Here is a 16,935-nt window from a genome sequence, read left to right as displayed (position 1 = left end):
CCCGGCTCAGTGCGCCGGGACGGTCGTGCAGGTCCCCGGATAGGGATGGCACACGAGCTTCACCGGCTGCCGGGCCACGTACCGATCGTTGGCCACGGGCGTGCCCTGCCCGGTCAATGCATATTCCGTATTAGCCGACGTGGCCCCCTGCAGCCGCTGCGGCGTACCGAGCACGACGCCCAGCCCCACGAGAAGCTGCACGCCGAGGATCGTCGTCGCCACGTCTGTCGCGCGCGCCGGCGTGGCCGCACTGGTCAGCAGCAGCGCGGACAGGGCCGCGCCCATCAATGTCTTGGTCATAATACCCCACCTTTCGGGCCTCACCCAGGCCCACACCGATTCCCCCCGGACTCGGCACCCGTTAACGCTACGGTAAGGCGACGCCCGCGCAACCCCGCACACGGGAACGCACCGTTTCCGCCGAGGGCACAACACCCGGTGTCGCTTTCGGGCATTCCCGGCGGGGCAGGCCCAGCTATCCGGACGGAAGCGGGAGGAGGCGCCGATGCATTTCACGTTCAACGGCGTTTTGCCGGAGCCCGGCGCGCCGACGCTCGTGCTCATCCACGGGGCAGGCGGCTCGCATCTCGATTACGCGATCCCCTGGCGCAACGTCACCGCCGCGCCCGAACCGGGCAAGACCCGCGCCCCCGGGCAGGGCGGGCACGCGCTTCAGGCGCGACCGGTCTATGCGCTCGATCTGCCGGGCCACGGCGACAGCGGGGGGGAGAGTGCGGATGACGTGGCGGTCTACGCCGCCGCCGTCGCCGCCTTCCTGACCGAACACGACCTGCGCGATGTCTGCCTCGTGGGCCATTCCATGGGCGCGGCCATCGCGGTGGCCACGGCCCTCGACGCCCCGGACAGGCTCCATTCCCTCTGCCTCATCGGCGGTGGCGCCAAGATCAACGTGAGCCAGGAGCTTCTCAACGGGCTCGCAACGAACACCGACGCCACCGTGGGCGCGATCTCCCGCGCCTGCTGGCACAAGTCGACGATGCCCATGTACCGCGAAGTGGTGCGCCGCCGAATGACGACCTCGGGCGCCACCGTGCTCGTCAATGATTTCACCGCCTGCGCCCGCGTGGACCTGCGCGCGCGCCTGCCCGAGATCGACGTGCCCGTGCTGCTCCTTGCCGCCGTGGAAGACCGGATGGTGCCGCTCAAGGATGTGGAGGCGATGCAATCCGCCTTCCCCAAGGCCAGCCTCGTGGCCATCGAAGGCTGCGGCCACTTCCTCCACTTCGAGCGCTCCGAGGAAGCCGCCGAAGCGCTCCATGCCTTCCTCGGATAAATGGCGACCCCGGCAGGATTCGAACCTGCAACCTGCCCCTTAGGAGGGGGCTGCTCTATCCAGTTGAGCCACGGGGCCACGTGCCCCCTGTAAAGGCCCGCCTACGCCTTGGGTCAACGGCAATCTGACCTCGATCCTCCGTTTGCCCGAAACGGGTGCGCGCGGTAGGCTCACGCATACTTTCGAGACATAGCGCGCCCAGCCATGACCCTCTCGCAGATCTGGGCCCAAGGCGCCCGGATTTCAGAACTCGCCGGTTGGGCCGTCATCCTCCTTCTCTTGCCGATCTCCACGGATATCGGCGCCCTGAGCGTGAGCCTTGGCCTCTTGATATATCCCATCGCGATCCGCCTCGCGCAGCAATTCGGGGTGGCGGGCCTCGCTGTGCTCGCTCTTTTCTCGCTCCCTGGCGCCATCGGTTGGGAGGCGTTCGAGGAGATCACCTACCGGGCGTCTCTGGGCCACCTGCTCAACGCCCTTACCCTTGCCTTCGTGCTGCACCGGGGTCCCGAGGCCGTCCTCCGCGTTGCGGCGCAGCCGGCATGGTGCATCGCACTTCTCCTTTGCGTGCTTCCGATCCAGGTCACCGCGGAAATCGGCTTAGTTGCCGTGACGGAGGCGGACAGGCTTGCCATTGAGCTCCGCTTTTTCTCCGCCGTCCTCGCCTACGGTCTTGTCGCTCTGCTCGGTGTCGGGGCCTATCCCCGTCGCTTGCTATTTCTGATGCTCGTCGGTGCGGCTTTCTTCGGCGCGGTCGTCGATGCGGCCGCGCCGTGGCTTCTTGACGTCGTCGGCGTGGGCCCGGCGCTCGAGAGTGCGCTTTATGTCTTCAATCCGCGGAGCGGCTTTTCTGATCTGGGCGCCATTTTCTCCGCGATGCTGATCTACGAGATCGCACGCTACCTCGCAGCGTTCGACACGCGCTTCCCACAAAGCTTGCCGGGACGGGCCCTGCCCGCGCCGATGGTCAGCGTCGCGATCATCGCATTGCTCGGCGTCAGCTATGCCTGGCCGGTCTCGGACATCTGGATTGCACTTGTCGATCTCGGATTACCCCACTGGGTCGCCTGGCTTCTCGATCCCTCCCTGTCTTCGCCGGTGTTCCTGGCGACCTGCGTTCTCGCCGGGTTCTTGTTGCGGCTGCCCGGGGCGATGGTGCTGGCCGCAGGAGCCTTCGGGGCCGCCGCGATTTTCGTGGACGGCTTCGGCGAAGAGATCCCGCTGCAGCACGTCATTCTTCCGTTCGTCCTCGGTTGGTACGGGCAGCTTTGGGGCGCCCATGTCCGCGGCGCGGCGCCCTTTCGCATCCCGTCATTCTGGATCCGCTATGGCGTGCTCCTCGCAGCCCTTGTCGCCGGCCTTGCCGCCCTCCACCCGAGGCTCGCGGCCGCGATCGGTGGGCCGCTCTGGCTCAGCTTGATGCTGTGGAGCTGGGCCCTCCTGCGTCCGGGCGGGGCAGCCGGGCGCATGGGCCTCGTGGCAGAGGGCAAGCAGCTTCAGGTTCTGAACTTCTGCCTCCTAGTGGCGGTCGTCCTCGGGTTCGGCAGCGCCGTCACCGGCTTTTACAGCCAGGCCATGACGGCCCTCTTCTTGACCGCGCGCGGCGGCGACGTGTCGGATCTCTTCGATGCGCCCGTGGTGGCCTTCTTCGTCGTCGCAGTGGCGTTGGGCGGGCTCCTCTTTGCGCTCCATGCGTTTCTCGGTGCGGTCGTCGAGGCGCGCGCCGCGATCGCGAAGATCGCCCGGCGGACCCACTTGCGCATCGCGGCCCCCGGCTCGGAGATGGCCGCGCTGCTCGGGCTGGCGCGGCCGGACGAGGGGACAGGCCTCCGCGGCGTCCGCGCGCTCGGGACAGGTGCGCTCCTCTCCCCCGTCGCGCTCGCCCTCGCGCTCCTTTGGGCGGCCACGGGCCTCGGCCCAAGCCTCGCGGACTGGCAGACCGCGCGGGAAAACTGCGCCGCACGCTCCAGCTTCGCCGTGATCGGCGCGGAGGATGGCCCCGCCTCCGTGCCGGGCCCGGGCGAGCCCGTCCCACGGTTCGGCCCGTGGCTCACCCTTCCATGCTGAGCGCGGCGACCCGCCTCCGACATCATGCCTTTGAGCCGCCTCGAAGATGGTCTAACAAGTGAGCGATCAAAGGAATGCGCCCCCGTGAACGTACCCCCCCGCCGCCCGCTGACCCTCCGCGATGTCTCCGAGGCCTCGGGCGTCAGCGAGATGACCGTGAGCCGTGTCCTCCGCAATCGAGGCGATGTCAGCGAGGCCACCCGCGAGAAGGTCCTCACCGCGGCGAAGTCGCTGGGCTACGTGCCCAACAAGATCGCCGGCGCGCTCGCTTCCCAGCGGGTCAACCTCGTGGCCGTCATCATCCCTTCGCTCTCCAACATGGTCTTTCCCGAGGTCATGGGCGCCATCTCCGACACGCTCGACGGCACCGGGCTCCAGCCCGTGGTCGGCGTCACCAACTACTCGCCCGAGCGCGAGGAAAAAGTGCTCTACGAGATGCTCTCCTGGCGGCCCTCCGGGGTTGTCATCGCCGGCCTCGAGCAGACCGATGCCTCCAAGGCCATGCTCGCCAATTCCGGCATCCCCATCGTCCAGATCATGGATATCGACGGCACGCCCGTGGACAATGCCGTGGGCATCTCGCACCGCCGCGCGGGCCGCAAGATGGCGGAGCAGATTCTCAAGCAGGGCTACGAAACCATCGGCTTTCTCGGCACCAAGATGCCCCTCGATCACCGCGCCCGCAAACGCTTCGAGGGCTTCACCGAGGCGCTTGCGAAGGGTGGGCGTCAGGTCGAGGACCAGGAATTCTACGAGGGCGGCTCCGCGCTGGCCAAGGGCCGGGAGATGACGGCGGCCATGCTAGAGCGAAACCCGGAGCTCGACTTTCTTTACTACTCCAACGACATGATCGGCGCCGGCGGGCTTCTCTACCTGCTGGAAAAGGGCATCAGCATCCCGCACCAGATCGGGCTCGCCGGGTTCAACGGCGTGGAGCTCCTCGACGGGCTGCCACGGCAGCTCGCAACCATGGACAGCTGCCGCACCGAGATCGGCACGCGCGCCGCCGAGATCATTCGCGCCCGCGTGGAAGATCCCGACACGCCGCCCGTCATTGAGGAACTCACCCCCAAGATCGCCCCCGGCGACACCCTGCGCCGCAAGCTGGGATAGGCCGACCTACGCCTCATTGGCTGAGCTTCCACTCGTCGCTCGCCAACCATCTCGCCCGCGCAAGCGCCCCATGCACACAACTTGCACGCGTGTTAAAAGGGATTAGGCTCACAACATGAGCAGGCGCGCCCGTGCCATTGAGACCGTGAAAGTCTGCCTCTGGGCCCTCTCGTCGGCGACCGGCTCCTCCTCCATCGCAGGCGCGGAAAAGGCGTTCTCGAAGGTCTCCGGCTTCACAAAGTTCATCCCGGGCAATGAGCCGGAAGCCGCAAGCCGGGCCGCCGCCGCGCTCACCGCGATGCTCGAGAGCAATGCCGAGTTTTCGGACCACGCCCTCGACATCGCCAACGCTCTCCTGCGCGAAAAAGCAGGCGCCATCCGCACCGACGCCGCGCTGTTGAAGACGCCCGAGGCCCGCCGGGATTTCCCATCCGCGCTATACGCGCACATCTTCGCGAAAGCTCCACCCCAGGATGATGACCGCGTGGATGATCTACTCCGCGCCGTCATCGAAGAAGCATTCAAGGAGCTTCGCAAAGACGACACGTTCCACACGGTTTTCGTGCAGGAGGGGATCATCGGCATCGAAAGCCGCCTCGAGTCGATGGAAAGCCGTCCCATCGCCGCCGCCAGGCAGCTCGACCGCGGCGCACTGACCTCCTACCTAGATGAGGCGGTGGACACAATCATAGCCGAAGTTCGCGCGCTCAACCATGCGGGCGACACGCCGCGCAGGGAAGCAACTCGGACGAAGGGCGCCACGGCCCCAGCGATCCTCGCCAGGGCATTCGCGGCCTACGACGCCGCGCTTGAGGTCTACACGCGGGAGCAGCACGCCGTGGACTGGGCGATGACGCAGCACAACCTCGCGCTCGCGAAGGCGGGCTGGCTGGAAGTCGAAGGTACCTCCGATCCGTGTCCGCATCTCGCGGAGGCGCTTGTGTACGTGGAATTGGCGCTCAGTGTCCTCGACCGGGCGCAAATGGGCCACAGCCATGCCGCCGCCGTGCAGCTTCGCGACAGCATTCGCGCGGAGCTCAACACCTTATTGTAGGGTGCGTACCGCGCACCGCCGCGCAAAGGTTAACGCCTCGAAGCCAGCGCAGCGGCCATACGCCAGCCTTACGCGAACCAGACGCAAGCTGGCGCCGCGATTTTCGCGGCCGGGGGCAAAAGGTTACCGCGTCGCACGGGGTTTACGGGCCCGGACGCGCGGCTAAGTCCCCCGCCATGCTGCTCAGTGTCAAAGACGTCTCCAAAACCTTCCCTGGGGAGCCTCCGCTCGAGGTATTGAAGGGCGTGTCGTTCACGCTCGAGGCGGGTCAAACCCTTGCTTTGACCGGGGAATCCGGGTCCGGGAAATCGACGCTCCTCCATGTCGTGGGCGGGCTCGAGCCAGCGGGTGGCGGCTCCATCGCGCTCAACGGCCAGGAGGTCGTGGGGCTGGGCGACGCCGCACTCGCCGAGATTCGGCGCAAGGATATTGGTGTAATTTTTCAGCAGTTTAACCTGATCCCGTCCCTCACCGTCGCCCAAAACCTCGCCTTCCACGCGCGCCTCTCGGGCCACGTGGACGCGCCGTGGATCACCGAACTCACCGCCTCGCTCGGCCTCAAAAGCCTCGGCACGCGCTTCCCCGAGCAGCTCTCCGGCGGCCAGCAGCAGCGCGTCGCCATCGGGCGTGCGCTCGCGTCGAAACCGGCGCTGGTGCTGGCCGACGAACCCACTGGAAACCTTGACGAAGACACCGGCGACGAGGTCATGGCGCTGATGGTCCGCCTGGCGCGCGAGGCGGGCGCGGGCCTCCTGATGGTCACGCATTCGCGCGCCCGCGCCGAGGCGCTCGACCGCCGCATTCACCTGAGCCACGGCGAGATTTCCTGATGTGGGTCAGCGGCTTGACCGCGCTCCTGAGCCATTGGCGGCGCCACCCCCTCCAGCTTCTGACGCTGGTGGCGGGCCTCGCCGCGGCCACGGCGCTCTGGACCGGCGTGCAGGCGATCAACGCCGAAGCCCGCGCGAGCTACGACGAGGCCGCCACCGCCCTCGGGCAAGGCACCGAGACCCGCCTCACCCGCCGCGACGGAGAGGCCATGCCCACGGAATCATTCGCGGAATTGCGCCGTATGGGCTGGCTCGTCTCGCCCGTGGTCGAGGGGCGACTGGGCCGCGTGACGCTCGTTGGTATCGATCCGTTTACGCTGCCGCCCTCGCCCACGCGCCCGGCGCTGACGGATGGGGAAAGCCTCGGCCGGTTCGTCTCGGAGGGGGTCGTGCAGGCTCACCCAGAGACGCCAGACGTCCCCGGGATCAGGTATGAGATCGCCGCGAACCTGCCCGTGGGCGAGGCGGTGACGGACATCACGACCGCCTGGGAGCTGCTCCACCGGCGGGAGATCAGCTACTTCGTGCTCCTGCCCGACCAGCCCCGCGGGCTGCCGCCGCTTCCGGAGGGGCTCGTGCGATCCGAGCAGGACACCGGCGCTGAGATCGCGCGCCTCACGCGGTCCTTCCACCTCAATCTCACGGCCTTCGGCTTCCTCAGCTTCGCGGTGGGCCTCTTCATCGTGCACGCCGCTATGGGCCTCGCCTTCGAGCAGCGGCGCGCGATGTTCCGGACGCTGCGCGCCCTGGGCCTGCCCACGGGCACGGTCACCACGCTCATCGCCGCGGAGGCGCTCGCGCTCGCCACCGTCGCAGGCGCGCTCGGGATCGGCCTGGGTTACCTCATCGCCACGGCGCTTCTGCCCGGTGTCGCCGCGACGCTGGGCGGGCTCTATGGTGCGTCTGTTCCCGGGAGCCTGACGCTCGATTGGCGCTGGATGGCTTCGGGCGCGGCGCTCGCCTTCGTGGGGGCCATGGCGGCCACGGCCACCAATATCTGGCGCGCAGCGCGCATGCCGATCCTCGCGCCTGCGCGCCCCCGCGCCTGGGCCATGGCCAATGCGCGTGCGTTGCGCTGGCAGGCTGTGGCGGGGCTCGTCTTCCTCGCAATAGCAGGGATCATAGCGGCCACGGGGCACCGGTGGGAGGCTGGGCTCCTGGCGGGCTTCACCATGATGGGCGGGCTCCTCTTCGGGGCGGCGCTCATCCTGCCGCTCGCGCTCGACGCCGCGCTGAGCCTCTTGCAACCCCTCGCCAAAGGGCCGGTCGCCGCGTGGACGATCGCCGACACGCGCCAGCAGGTGCCGGGTCTATCGCTCGCGCTCATGGCGCTGCTTTTGGCCCTCGCGGTCAATATCGGGGTGGGCACGATGGTGTCGTCCTTCCGCGCCACATTCACGGGCTGGATCGAGCAACGCCTCGCCTCCGAGCTCTATGTCACCGCCTCCACCGCCGATCAGGCGCGGGAGCTCGAAGCCTTTCTCGAAGCCAACACCGACAAGGCGATCCCCCTGCGCACGACAGAGGCGCGCCTGCGTGAGGCGCCGGGCGATATCCTCGGCGTTATCGATCATGTGACCTACCGGGAGGGCTGGCCGCTCGTCGTCTCCGAGCCCGATGCCTGGGCGCGGGTGGCGGCGGGCACCGGCGCGCTCGTCAACGAGCAACTCTGGCGCCGTGAGGGGCTCTCGCTCGGCGATCCGCTGCGCCTCCTCCCGGATTGGGAGCTGCCGGTGGCGGGCTATTACACCGACTACGGGAACCCGCGCGGGCAAGCGATGGTGGGGCAAGAGGAGCTTCTCGCACGCGTCCCAGACATCTCGCCCCTACGCTATGCTGCGCGGCTCGATCCCGCGCGCATCCCGGAGCTGCGCGAAGAGCTCGAGGCTCTGGGCATCCAGCCGGGCGCGATCCTCGACCAGGCGACGGTGAAGCGCTTCTCTCTCGATGTCTTCGAGCGGACGTTTCTCGTGACCGGCGCGCTCAACGTGCTGACGCTCGGCGTCGCGGCCTTTGCCATTCTCGCCTCGCTCACCACCTTGGGGACGATGCGCCTGCCGCAGGTGGCGCCGGTCTGGGCCATGGGCATCACGCGGAGCCGCCTCGCCTGGCTAGAGCTTGCACGCGCGGCCCTTGCTGGCGCGCTCACCTTCATCCTCGCGCTGCCGCTGGGGCTCGCCGTAGCCTGGGCGCTCCTCACGGTGGTGAACGTGCAGGCCTTCGGCTGGCGGCTGCCGCTCCTGCCCTTCCCGCTGGACTGGGCCCGGCTAGGGGTACTGGCGCTCCTTGCCGCCGTGGCCGCAGCCCTAATCCCGGCGCTCCGCCTCGCGCGCACCGATCCCTCACGCTTGCTCAAGGTCTTTGCCGATGAACGCTAGAGCGTTTCTGCTTTGCCTCCTCCTCGCCCCCGTGGCGCTCGCGCAGAGCTTTGCAGGGCTTGGCGAGGATGCGGAGGGCTTTGCCATTCCGCAGCCGGGCGATCAGTTCGTTTTTCCCGAAGATCACGGTCCGCATCCCGAATACCGCATCGAATGGTGGTACCTAACGGCCAACCTCGTGGGCGAAGACGGGCGCGATTACGGGGTACAATGGACGCTCTTCCGCTCTGCCCGCGAGCCACGTGACGACGGCAGCTGGCAAACGCCGCAGACCTGGATGGGCCACGCCGCGCTCACGACACAGGAGGCGCATTTCGCGGCGGAGCGGTTTGCCCGCGGGGGCAGCGGTCAGGCGGGCGCGCAAGCGGAGCCCTTCGCCGCCTGGATCGACGATTGGCGCATGGAGGGGCCGGACGGGCTCCGCGTCTTGCGGCTCACTGCGCGGGACGACGCCTTCGCCTACGATCTCGCGCTCGAAGCGCAGGGCCCGCTCGTCTTCCACGGCGATGACGGGCATTCGGTCAAGAGCGCCGAGGGGCAGGCGTCCCGCTACTATTCGCAGCCCTTCTACACGCTCGAGGGCACCATCGAGACGGCTGCCGGCGCGGTCGCCGTGACGGGGCAGGCCTGGCTCGACCGGGAGTATTCCTCGCAGCCGCTGGGGCGCACGCAATCGGGCTGGGACTGGTTCGCGCTCACCTTCGAGGACGGCAACCGCATGATGGCCTTCGGATTGCGCGACAGTGAGAACGCCGCCTTCGGCTCGGGGTCGTGGATCGAGGCGGACGGGACGGTGACGAAGATCGAAGACGGGACCTTCGCGCTCGAACCGCACGGCACGGCGGAGGTGGACGGCCGCAGGATCCCGACACGCTGGCGCATCACCTACCCCGCCGAGGGCATCGACATCACGGTGGAAGCATTGAACGATCAGGCCTGGAACGACCTGGCCTTCGCCTACTGGGAAGGGCCGGTGCGCGCCACGGGAAGCCATACCGGCATGGGGTATCTGGAGATGACCGGCTATGAGTGATGAAGACTGGCACGAGACGCTCCCGGGCGTACTGAACCGCGCATGGGAGCTGCTCATTCGCGGGGCCCACGACGCCAAGCACCCCGCGCGCACGCCCACCTTAGCGACGATGTCCGCCGAGCACGGCCCCCAGGCACGGACGCTCGTCATGCGGCAGGTGGACCGGCAGGCCGGGACGGTCACGCTCTTCACGGACGCCGCCACGCCCAAGGTCACCGAGCTCAAGGAAGACCCCCGCGCTCAGCTCCACATCTGGGACAAGCGCAGCCAGATTCAGCTGCGGCTCTCCGTGGAGGTATCGATGGCGCCCGGCGCGCACGAGACATGGCAGCAGATGCCCGAGGGCGCGCGAGAGGTCTACGGCGTGGAGCCCGCGCCCGGCACGCCCATCGCAGGGCCAGAGGCCTTCGACCGGACGCCCAACGAGGAGAAGTTTCTCGAACTGACGCTCCGGCTGACGCGGCTCGAGCTCGTCACGCTGGGCCTGCCCATCCACCGGCGCGCGGCCTTTCGCCCCGACGATGGCTGGGCCGGAGAATGGCTGGCGCCCTAGGACGCAAATAACCCGGCCAACACGAAGGCTGGCCGGGCGGAACGCACTCAAAATTGGATTGGCTGGCCGGGCTAGGAGCTTGCCGTGCCCCGCGGATGGTCATCGCCGGGATCCGCGATGTCCAAAGGTCCCACCCTATCCGCCAGGCGTTTTAGCCACACCACTACCTCGCGCTCTTCCTCGGACAAGGAAGGCTGCGCAATAACTCGGTCAACGATGCTCCGTTGGCTTGGCCAGCGTGTATAAAAATCTGCTAGGTCCTTGATCGGACCCGAAGAAAAACTGCGATCAATCATCATGGGCCGAGCATAGGCAAAGCCCTCGCAAGGGCGGCGTGAAAAAAGTGTGAAACGCTTTGCCGGTGATTTAGCAGGTGTTACCCCGGGTCAGCGCCGAGGGATGCGGAGCATTGAGTTGGGTCAGCCCGTCGTAGAAATCAGCCTCTTTGGGGCGTGTATTGTGCGTGCCACCGGGAACGGTGCGCCGGAGGTGACGGGTGCCAAGCACAAGGCACTTTTCGCCATCCTCGCGACCTCGCCCAATGGCCGCGCGACGCGGGCGCATCTTCAGAACATGCTCTGGGGGCGCAGTTCCTACGATGGCGGGCAGATGAGCTTGCGCCGGGCCCTTTCGGATATCAAGCGCACGCTGGGCAGCGACATCTACGAGGCGATCATTGCCCCGACCAATGCCGAGATCAGCCTCGATCTCGGCGGCGTCCGGCTCGCGGGCAGCCCCGGGCGCGGCACCTTTCTCGAGGGGCTCGACATCCCGGAAAAGGGCTTCACCGCCTGGCGCGACGAGATCCGCGAAAGCCCCGGAAAGCTCGACGCGCTCTTCGGCACGGTCCGCGCGCGGCCCACGATGGCCGTCCTGCCCTGCGTGTCGATCCTGCCCTTCAGGGTCGTCGTCGGCGACAAGCAGCACGACGTGCTGGGCGATTGGCTCGCCGAGCAGATCTGCCGCTCCATGTCGCGCTCGCGGCTCGTCGCGGTGATCTCCCACATGTCCGCGCGCAACCTCGCCAACACGACCATGGCGCTCACCGATGTGCGTGAGAAGCTCGCGGTGGATTACGTGCTCACCGGCTCGATCCGCGCCATGGGCGACGAGATCTTGCTGGATACCGACTTCATCGATGCCCGCACGGGACGCATCCTCTGGACCCGCCACCACCGCGGCGAGATGGCCGATTTCATCAGCGGCGAGAGCGAAGCGGAGTTCGAGATCGTCTCGGCCATCGGGCGGGCGATCGCCGCCGAGGCGATCCAGCACACCGCGCATCGCCGCCTCGCTGATATCGAGGATCACCATCTCCTCATCGCCGGCGTGGGCCAGCTGCACCAGCTGAGCCTTTCCTCGTTCGCCGAGAGCCGCGAGATGATCAACGAGGCGATCCGGCGCGCGCCTCAAACGGCGGAGGCCCATGCCTGGCTCGCCGACTGGTATGTCAAGAGCGTCTTCAACGGCTGGAGCACCGACCGCGCCGCCGACACCCGCCATGCGCAGGATGCCACGGCGCGCGCGCTCGACATCGACCCCGAGAATGCTTTCTGCCTCACCATGGACGGCACCGTGCAAAACACGCTCATCGCCGATCCCGACGCCGCCATGCAGGCCTTTGACCACGCGCTCGAGATCAATCCCAACGAGGCGCTGGGGCACTTGCAGAAGGGCGTCTTGCACGCCTTCAATGACGAGGCCGACATGGCGCTGAGCTCTGTGACCAATGCCAACCGTCTCTCTCCCACGGACCCGTTCGGCTACTTCTACAACTCGATGACCGCCACGGCCTATCTCTCCTCCGAGCTCTGGGAGGACGCGCTCCACTTCGCCGACAAGTCCCTCCTGCACAACGACCGGCACGTCTCCACGCTGCGCGCCAAGCTCACCGCGCTCTACAATCTCGGGCGGATCGAGGAGGCGCGGGAGGTCTCCACATTGCTCTTGCGGCGCGATCCCGATTTTTCGGTCGCGCATTACGAACGCTTCCACCCGGCCTCGCGCTTCAATTCCGGCCGCCTCGTCGCAGAAGCCCTCCGCGCCGTGGGCATGAAATAGCGCCCCGGCACCCAACGCATTTGAAGGAGAAAGTTCATGTCAGGATATAATGGTCTGAACGGGCTCAATGGGCTCAACGGATTGAACGGCCTCAATGGCCTCAACGGATTGAACGGGCTCAACGGCCTCAATGGGCTCAACGGACTGAACGGGCTCAACGGCCTGAACGGGCTCAACGGTCTTGTGGGCTATCCCTCCAGCGAGAGCCAGACCACCGGCTTCGGGATCCGCCACGTGGCCGGCCACGACCCCATCGACCCCGCCGGCATCTCTCCCGAGGACACCAAGAACGACGCGCAGCTTTCGCTCTGGTCCGATCAGGTGCGCGGCTGGATCTACATCGCCGAATTCCTGAAGAATTATAGCTGGGCCACCGCGGAGGGCGAAGTGACCTTGCGCTGGGGGAGCCGGCCCATGCTCACGTTGGGCACGCCCGCGCCAGAGCTCCTCGTCAGCCAGCTGCGCTTCCTGACCTCTTACATGGATCTCCGGCCCGACCGGGGCGCGGAGATCGTCGGGCAGATGGGCGCGCTCGCCCCGCACTACGCCTTCATCCTCGGGCTCACCCCCGCGCGGAACCCCAAGCTTTTCGAGTTGATCGACCTCGTGCAGCTCCTGTGCACGCACTGCGTCATGATCCCGAAGCACTACCTCACGGTGCGCCGCCCTGATCAGATCGACGGCCGCATCATGCCGATGATCCAGACGCCGAGCCACGGCTCCTTCCCGTCCGGCCACGCGACGCAGGCCATGGCCATCGCCGCGCTCCTCGCCGCCGTAGTGGACGAAAAGCCCGCCCACTACCCCGACGGTGAGGCCCGAAAGAAGCTCCTCTTCAAGCAGGCGGAGCGGATCGCGGCCAACAGGACGGTGGCGGGCGTGCACTACCCGATCGACAGCTGGGCGGGCGCGATGCTCGGGCGCGAAATCGCGGGGATCGTGGTGGATGCCGCCACCACGCCCAAGAACCGGTCCGCCGTGCGCGCCGCGCAGGCCTACGCTCCGACGCTGGCCGCAGGCGATGTCGACTACTTCGTCGATGATTTAATGGCGGCCGATCACGCGGACGCGGCCAAGACCTACAAGGTGGCGCATTCCGGCCCGCTGGCCTGGCTGTGGACGGAAGCGATGAAGGAATTCCTCTGATCCGTCGGCCGTACTGAGACCCAGTTGAAAGGAGGCATCCCATGGCCGCCGACCCGCATACCCAGAACCTCGATCCCTATACGGCCTGGCGCTACGGGCCCGGCCGGGCCTTCGAATTCTTCGCCTCCGCGCGCGCCGCGCGGCCACACCTCCTCACCGGCATGCTCGAGCGCCCGGACGGCCACACAGCGACAGCCGCGCCCGCGCCCCTCACTGGAGCAGGCAAGACGGTGCCGCTCCACGCGCCCACGCTCTGGTCCGGTCTCGGCGCGCCGCGCTTTCTGCCCTTCATGATGTCGGGTGAAACCGCGCAATCGCTCGACACAGGCAGCCTCGACGCCCTCTTCGAAAGCGCCGATGGCGCGGGCGTAGCCACTGCGGGCGGCGGCTTCGGCCCGGGATCCGGCATAACGCGGATCACGGCGGGCGCGCCGATCAGGCAGGATACGATCACGGCCGCGGGCTCCGGCGCGGTGAACCTGTCGCCCGACCCTGCCGTCGATCCCTCCATGCCTCTCGTGGTCCTCGGCATCATCGACGACGGGATCCCCTTTGCCCACGCGGCCCTCGCCGACCGGGTCGAGGCGGTCTGGCTGCAAGGGATGAAAGCCGACGGCAGCGGCACCGTCCGCTTCGGGCGCGAGCTCACCCGGGAAAGGATCGCGGACCTCCGTACCGCCCATGGGGCGGATGAAGACGCTGTCTACCGCGCGGCCGGGGCCCTCGGTGGCGACGACCTGCGCGCGCAATCGGCACTCATCGGCGATGCAGCCCACGGGGCGCATACGCTGGGCGCGCTCGCCTCCGGGGGCGACGTGAACACCCGGATCATCGCCGTGGACCTGCCCCCTGACGTCACATGGGACACCTTCGGCCATGGCAAGGAGGCATTCATCGTCTCCGCGCTCCACTACATCTTCGATCGCGCGGACCGGCTCGCCGCCGCCCATGGCCGCAAGGCGCTCCCGATGGTGATCAACCTCTCCTATGGCTTCGCCGGAGGCGGGCATGACGGGGAAGGCATCATCGAGGCGGCGCTCGACGAGCTGGTGGAGGCGCGCCGCGCGCAAGCTCCGACAGCGCTCACGATGCCCTCTGGAAACGGCTACCTCGACCGCGGCCATGCCACGCTGGCACCGGGTGCGGCACCCATTGCCTGGGTCCTGCCGCCCGATGACCAGACGTCGACATTCCTCGAGGCCTGGTGGCCCGAGGGCGTGACGCCTGCGCTGCGCCTCCATGGCCCCGGCCCCGATCACGGCGACCTAGGCCCCGTCATCGCGGAGCTGAGCCAGGTCACCTATCGCGAGACGAAAGAGATCATCTGGCAAGGCCGCGTGGTGGGCCATCTCAGCGCGGAAGAGACCCGCTCGGGCCGCTGGCGCGCGCTCGTCGCGCTCGCCCCCACCGAGGCCAAGGGCGACGCCGCCCCGGCGGGCCGCTGGCACGTATCGCTCCCGGCGTCGGCGGGCGCGCCCGCGCGGCTCCGCATCCAGCGCGACCTGAGCTACGGGCGTGGCTATACCGGCGCACGCCAGAGCTATTTCGACGACCCGCGCAACGCGCTCTTCACCCGAAATGGCGCATTGGCCGAGACCGACACGGCGGGCGCCGCTGTCACCCGGGAAGGGGCATTCAACGGCATGGCCACGGGCAACACCTCGCTCATCGTGGGCGGCGCAAAGGGCTGGGGAAGCGGCGCGGAGACCTATGGCGGCGCGGCGGCGGCAACTGATGCGGCGCAGACCGACCTCTCCGTCGAGATCAGCCACACGCTCGCAGAAATGGGCCGCCTCGGCCTCGCCTCGCGCAGCGGGCCACGGCACCGCATGACCGGCACCTCGATGGCCGCCCCGGCCATCGGCGCGGCCCTCGCCGCAACCATCGCGGGGGCCGAGCCCGGTGAGGAGGCGTCAAACTACGCCGCGACCCTCGCGCGGACGGGTCACCTCGCGCCGGCGACGCCGGGGGAGGCCCCGCGGCTCGGGTCCGACACGCTCGAGGAATAGAAAGACGAAACGAGGGGCGGCCCGGGAAAGCCGCCCCTCTCTCAACGCGCGGTAGGTGGGAGAGCCTACCGCCCGCGCTCCAGGCCCGTGGGGATAACGAGCTCAGGAAGAGACTTTGCCGCGCGCTGCCGCTCCTGCCGTGTGGAGAGGAAACGCAGCGCATTGAGCTGGGAGAGCGTCTCGGCGGCCTCCGCGGAGCCGAGATCGGCCGCCACCGAGAGATCGTCCCAGATCGCGCCGGTGCGGAGCGCCGCGAAGGCGGTGCCGTCTGCGCCCACCCGCGCGGTGACGATGCCCAGAAGCGTCCAACCATCGCAGAAGATGAAGCTCCCGGGGCGCACCTGCGCGGCGGCGGCCGGATCGGCTGCCACGAGATGCAGGTGCCGCGCGCCGTGACCAAGGACGCGCAGCGCCGAAATCGCCGCGCGCCCCTTTCCCCCGGCCACGGACAGGACGTGCACCATTTCATGCTTGAGGACCTTGCCGGGCCGCGGGTCGAAAATGACAGCCGGACCACCCTCCCGGCGCGGACCACGATCAAAGAGCGTGACTTCGGCCCCCGCTCCGCCGAGGCGCAGCATGTATCCCCGACCCAGATGGAGAGACGCTTCCTGCGCGCGGTCCACCCCCGGTATGAGCGCATTGGAGGCCGCGGCCCCGTGGCCATGGAGAGTGGCCCCTGCCCCTCCATCGTCCGGGTACCGCGCCTGCCGCGGCGCCTTGGCGAGGCTCGCCTCCCGCAGATGCGCCATCCGCTGTGCCACGCGCTCCGGTGACTCTGGCGCGTCGAGGTCCGCGAGGAGCGCGTCGTGTTCGGCATCGAGGTCTTCGAGCTCGAGGCGCAAGCTCGGGGCAGGACCCCCGCATTCGGCAACAGCCACCCGGCGCGGCAGCGGCCGCAGGTCTTGCGGCGTCACCACCTGGTCCGGCCAAATCGTGAGCGCCCGCTCGAGCGCCAACGATGCGGCTGCATCTTCCAGCACCACCTGGGCGTGAGGCAGCGCCTCCCAGATCGTGAAGAGCGCGGCACGCAGATCCTCGAAAGGCGTGCCCGGCCAGCCCGCGAGCGTCACGCGGTCGGCGGCGGAGGAGGCAAGCCAGCTCACGAGCCGGGCATCCTCCGGCAGCGCGCCGGGCGTCGTGGCATAGCCTTCGCTCTCCGGCGAGACCGTGATCCGCGCCACGCCAGACGTGGGCACCGGCACGGAAAGCTCGGCCCAGGAGAAGGCTTTCGGGAGCGCGTGGTCCGACCCGCGCTCTTCCTCAGCAAAGTGGCGTCTCTGTGCCTCGGCCATTGTCTGGTCTCCTTGATTGCGCGAAGTGACGTTGGGGTAAGCATGGCGCGGGCCCGGCAATTCACGCAGTGAGGAATGCGTGAGTTCGTACGCGAAAAGCGT

13 protein-coding genes and 1 tRNA gene are annotated in these 16,935 nt (G+C 68.2%); 11 read left to right on the top strand and 3 right to left on the bottom strand.

The window, feature by feature from the left end; translation table 11 throughout:
• Positions 1 to 6 precede the first annotated feature (6 nt).
• Positions 7 to 300 (bottom strand): hypothetical protein, encoded by a 294-nt coding sequence (locus AAFM92_14455; protein MEL7301579.1) that lies wholly within the window; start codon positions 298 to 300, stop codon positions 7 to 9.
• 205 nt (positions 301 to 505) lie between these two features.
• Here AAFM92_14455 and AAFM92_14450 point away from each other — a divergent pair, with 205 nt between their 5' ends.
• A complete protein-coding gene (locus AAFM92_14450) occupies positions 506 to 1,294 on the top strand; it encodes an alpha/beta fold hydrolase (protein MEL7301578.1) in 789 nt (262 codons plus the stop codon).
• Between the two features lies 1 nt (position 1,295).
• Here AAFM92_14450 and AAFM92_14445 read toward each other — a convergent pair.
• Positions 1,296 to 1,372: transfer RNA gene (locus AAFM92_14445), tRNA-Arg, on the bottom strand.
• Positions 1,373 to 1,498: 126 nt separating this feature from the next.
• Here AAFM92_14445 and AAFM92_14440 point away from each other — a divergent pair.
• The 10 genes from AAFM92_14440 (at position 1,499) to AAFM92_14395 (ending at position 15,538) form a co-directional block, all read left to right on the top strand.
• Positions 1,499 to 3,361 carry a hypothetical protein gene (locus AAFM92_14440; GenBank protein MEL7301577.1) on the top strand — a complete coding sequence of 621 codons (1,863 nt, stop codon included), beginning with the start codon at positions 1,499 to 1,501 and terminating at the stop codon, positions 3,359 to 3,361.
• Between the two features lie 24 nt (positions 3,362 to 3,385).
• A complete protein-coding gene (locus AAFM92_14435; protein ID MEL7301576.1) occupies positions 3,386 to 4,474 on the top strand; it encodes a LacI family DNA-binding transcriptional regulator in 1,089 nt (362 codons plus the stop codon).
• Positions 4,475 to 4,589: 115 nt separating this feature from the next.
• Positions 4,590 to 5,528, top strand: coding sequence for a hypothetical protein (locus tag AAFM92_14430; protein ID MEL7301575.1), 939 nt, complete (start codon positions 4,590 to 4,592; stop codon positions 5,526 to 5,528).
• Between the two features lie 176 nt (positions 5,529 to 5,704).
• On the top strand, positions 5,705 to 6,358 hold the full coding sequence (locus AAFM92_14425) for an ABC transporter ATP-binding protein (GenBank protein MEL7301574.1): 654 nt from the start codon (positions 5,705 to 5,707) through the stop codon (positions 6,356 to 6,358).
• Positions 6,358 to 8,736 carry an ABC transporter permease gene (locus AAFM92_14420; GenBank protein MEL7301573.1) on the top strand — a complete coding sequence of 793 codons (2,379 nt, stop codon included), beginning with the start codon at positions 6,358 to 6,360 and terminating at the stop codon, positions 8,734 to 8,736. Before AAFM92_14425 ends, AAFM92_14420 begins: the two co-directional genes overlap by 1 nt.
• Positions 8,726 to 9,769, top strand: a complete 1,044-nt coding sequence (locus AAFM92_14415; protein MEL7301572.1) for a lipocalin-like domain-containing protein — start codon at positions 8,726 to 8,728, stop codon at positions 9,767 to 9,769. The genes AAFM92_14420 and AAFM92_14415 overlap by 11 nt, the downstream gene beginning before the upstream one ends.
• Positions 9,762 to 10,322 carry a pyridoxamine 5'-phosphate oxidase family protein gene (locus AAFM92_14410; GenBank protein ID MEL7301571.1) on the top strand — a complete coding sequence of 187 codons (561 nt, stop codon included), beginning with the start codon at positions 9,762 to 9,764 and terminating at the stop codon, positions 10,320 to 10,322. Before AAFM92_14415 ends, AAFM92_14410 begins: the two co-directional genes overlap by 8 nt.
• A gap of 459 nt (positions 10,323 to 10,781) precedes the next feature.
• Positions 10,782 to 12,383, top strand: coding sequence for a hypothetical protein (locus AAFM92_14405; GenBank protein ID MEL7301570.1), 1,602 nt, complete (start codon positions 10,782 to 10,784; stop codon positions 12,381 to 12,383).
• Between the two features lie 36 nt (positions 12,384 to 12,419).
• The gene (locus tag AAFM92_14400) at positions 12,420 to 13,529 is read left to right on the top strand and encodes a phosphatase PAP2 family protein (GenBank protein ID MEL7301569.1); all 1,110 of its coding nucleotides are present in this window, start codon (positions 12,420 to 12,422) and stop codon (positions 13,527 to 13,529) included.
• 41 nt (positions 13,530 to 13,570) lie between these two features.
• Positions 13,571 to 15,538 (top strand): hypothetical protein, encoded by a 1,968-nt coding sequence (locus AAFM92_14395; protein MEL7301568.1) that lies wholly within the window; start codon positions 13,571 to 13,573, stop codon positions 15,536 to 15,538.
• 65 nt (positions 15,539 to 15,603) lie between these two features.
• Here AAFM92_14395 and AAFM92_14390 read toward each other — a convergent pair whose 3' ends face one another.
• Complete coding sequence (locus tag AAFM92_14390) at positions 15,604 to 16,833, bottom strand: hypothetical protein (GenBank protein MEL7301567.1); 1,230 nt, start codon at positions 16,831 to 16,833, stop codon at positions 15,604 to 15,606.
• Positions 16,834 to 16,935: the final 102 nt, after the last annotated feature.

This window comes from Pseudomonadota bacterium, from assembly GCA_038533575.1.
Classification (GTDB): Bacteria; Pseudomonadota; Alphaproteobacteria; order Rhodobacterales; family Rhodobacteraceae; genus Shimia_B.
This window is presented reverse-complemented; position numbering and strand designations above follow the sequence as displayed.

Excerpts from the sequence above, each read along its gene's own strand:
- AAFM92_14415 (MEL7301572.1), top strand. The coding sequence starts at position 8,726 with ATGAACGCTAGAGCGTTTCTGCTTTGCCTCCTCCTCGCCCCCGTGGCG.
- AAFM92_14390 (MEL7301567.1), bottom strand. The coding sequence starts at position 16,833 with ATGGCCGAGGCACAGAGACGCCACTTTGCTGAGGAAGAGCGCGGGTCG.
- AAFM92_14450 (MEL7301578.1), top strand. The coding sequence starts at position 506 with ATGCATTTCACGTTCAACGGCGTTTTGCCGGAGCCCGGCGCGCCGACG.
- AAFM92_14420 (MEL7301573.1), top strand. The coding sequence starts at position 6,358 with ATGTGGGTCAGCGGCTTGACCGCGCTCCTGAGCCATTGGCGGCGCCAC.
- AAFM92_14430 (MEL7301575.1), top strand. The coding sequence starts at position 4,590 with ATGAGCAGGCGCGCCCGTGCCATTGAGACCGTGAAAGTCTGCCTCTGG.
- AAFM92_14395 (MEL7301568.1), top strand. The coding sequence starts at position 13,571 with ATGGCCGCCGACCCGCATACCCAGAACCTCGATCCCTATACGGCCTGG.
- AAFM92_14455 (MEL7301579.1), bottom strand. The coding sequence starts at position 300 with ATGACCAAGACATTGATGGGCGCGGCCCTGTCCGCGCTGCTGCTGACC.
- AAFM92_14440 (MEL7301577.1), top strand. The coding sequence starts at position 1,499 with ATGACCCTCTCGCAGATCTGGGCCCAAGGCGCCCGGATTTCAGAACTC.
- AAFM92_14435 (MEL7301576.1), top strand. The coding sequence starts at position 3,386 with ATGCCTTTGAGCCGCCTCGAAGATGGTCTAACAAGTGAGCGATCAAAG.
- AAFM92_14425 (MEL7301574.1), top strand. The coding sequence starts at position 5,705 with ATGCTGCTCAGTGTCAAAGACGTCTCCAAAACCTTCCCTGGGGAGCCT.
- AAFM92_14410 (MEL7301571.1), top strand. The coding sequence starts at position 9,762 with ATGAGTGATGAAGACTGGCACGAGACGCTCCCGGGCGTACTGAACCGC.
- AAFM92_14400 (MEL7301569.1), top strand. The coding sequence starts at position 12,420 with ATGTCAGGATATAATGGTCTGAACGGGCTCAATGGGCTCAACGGATTG.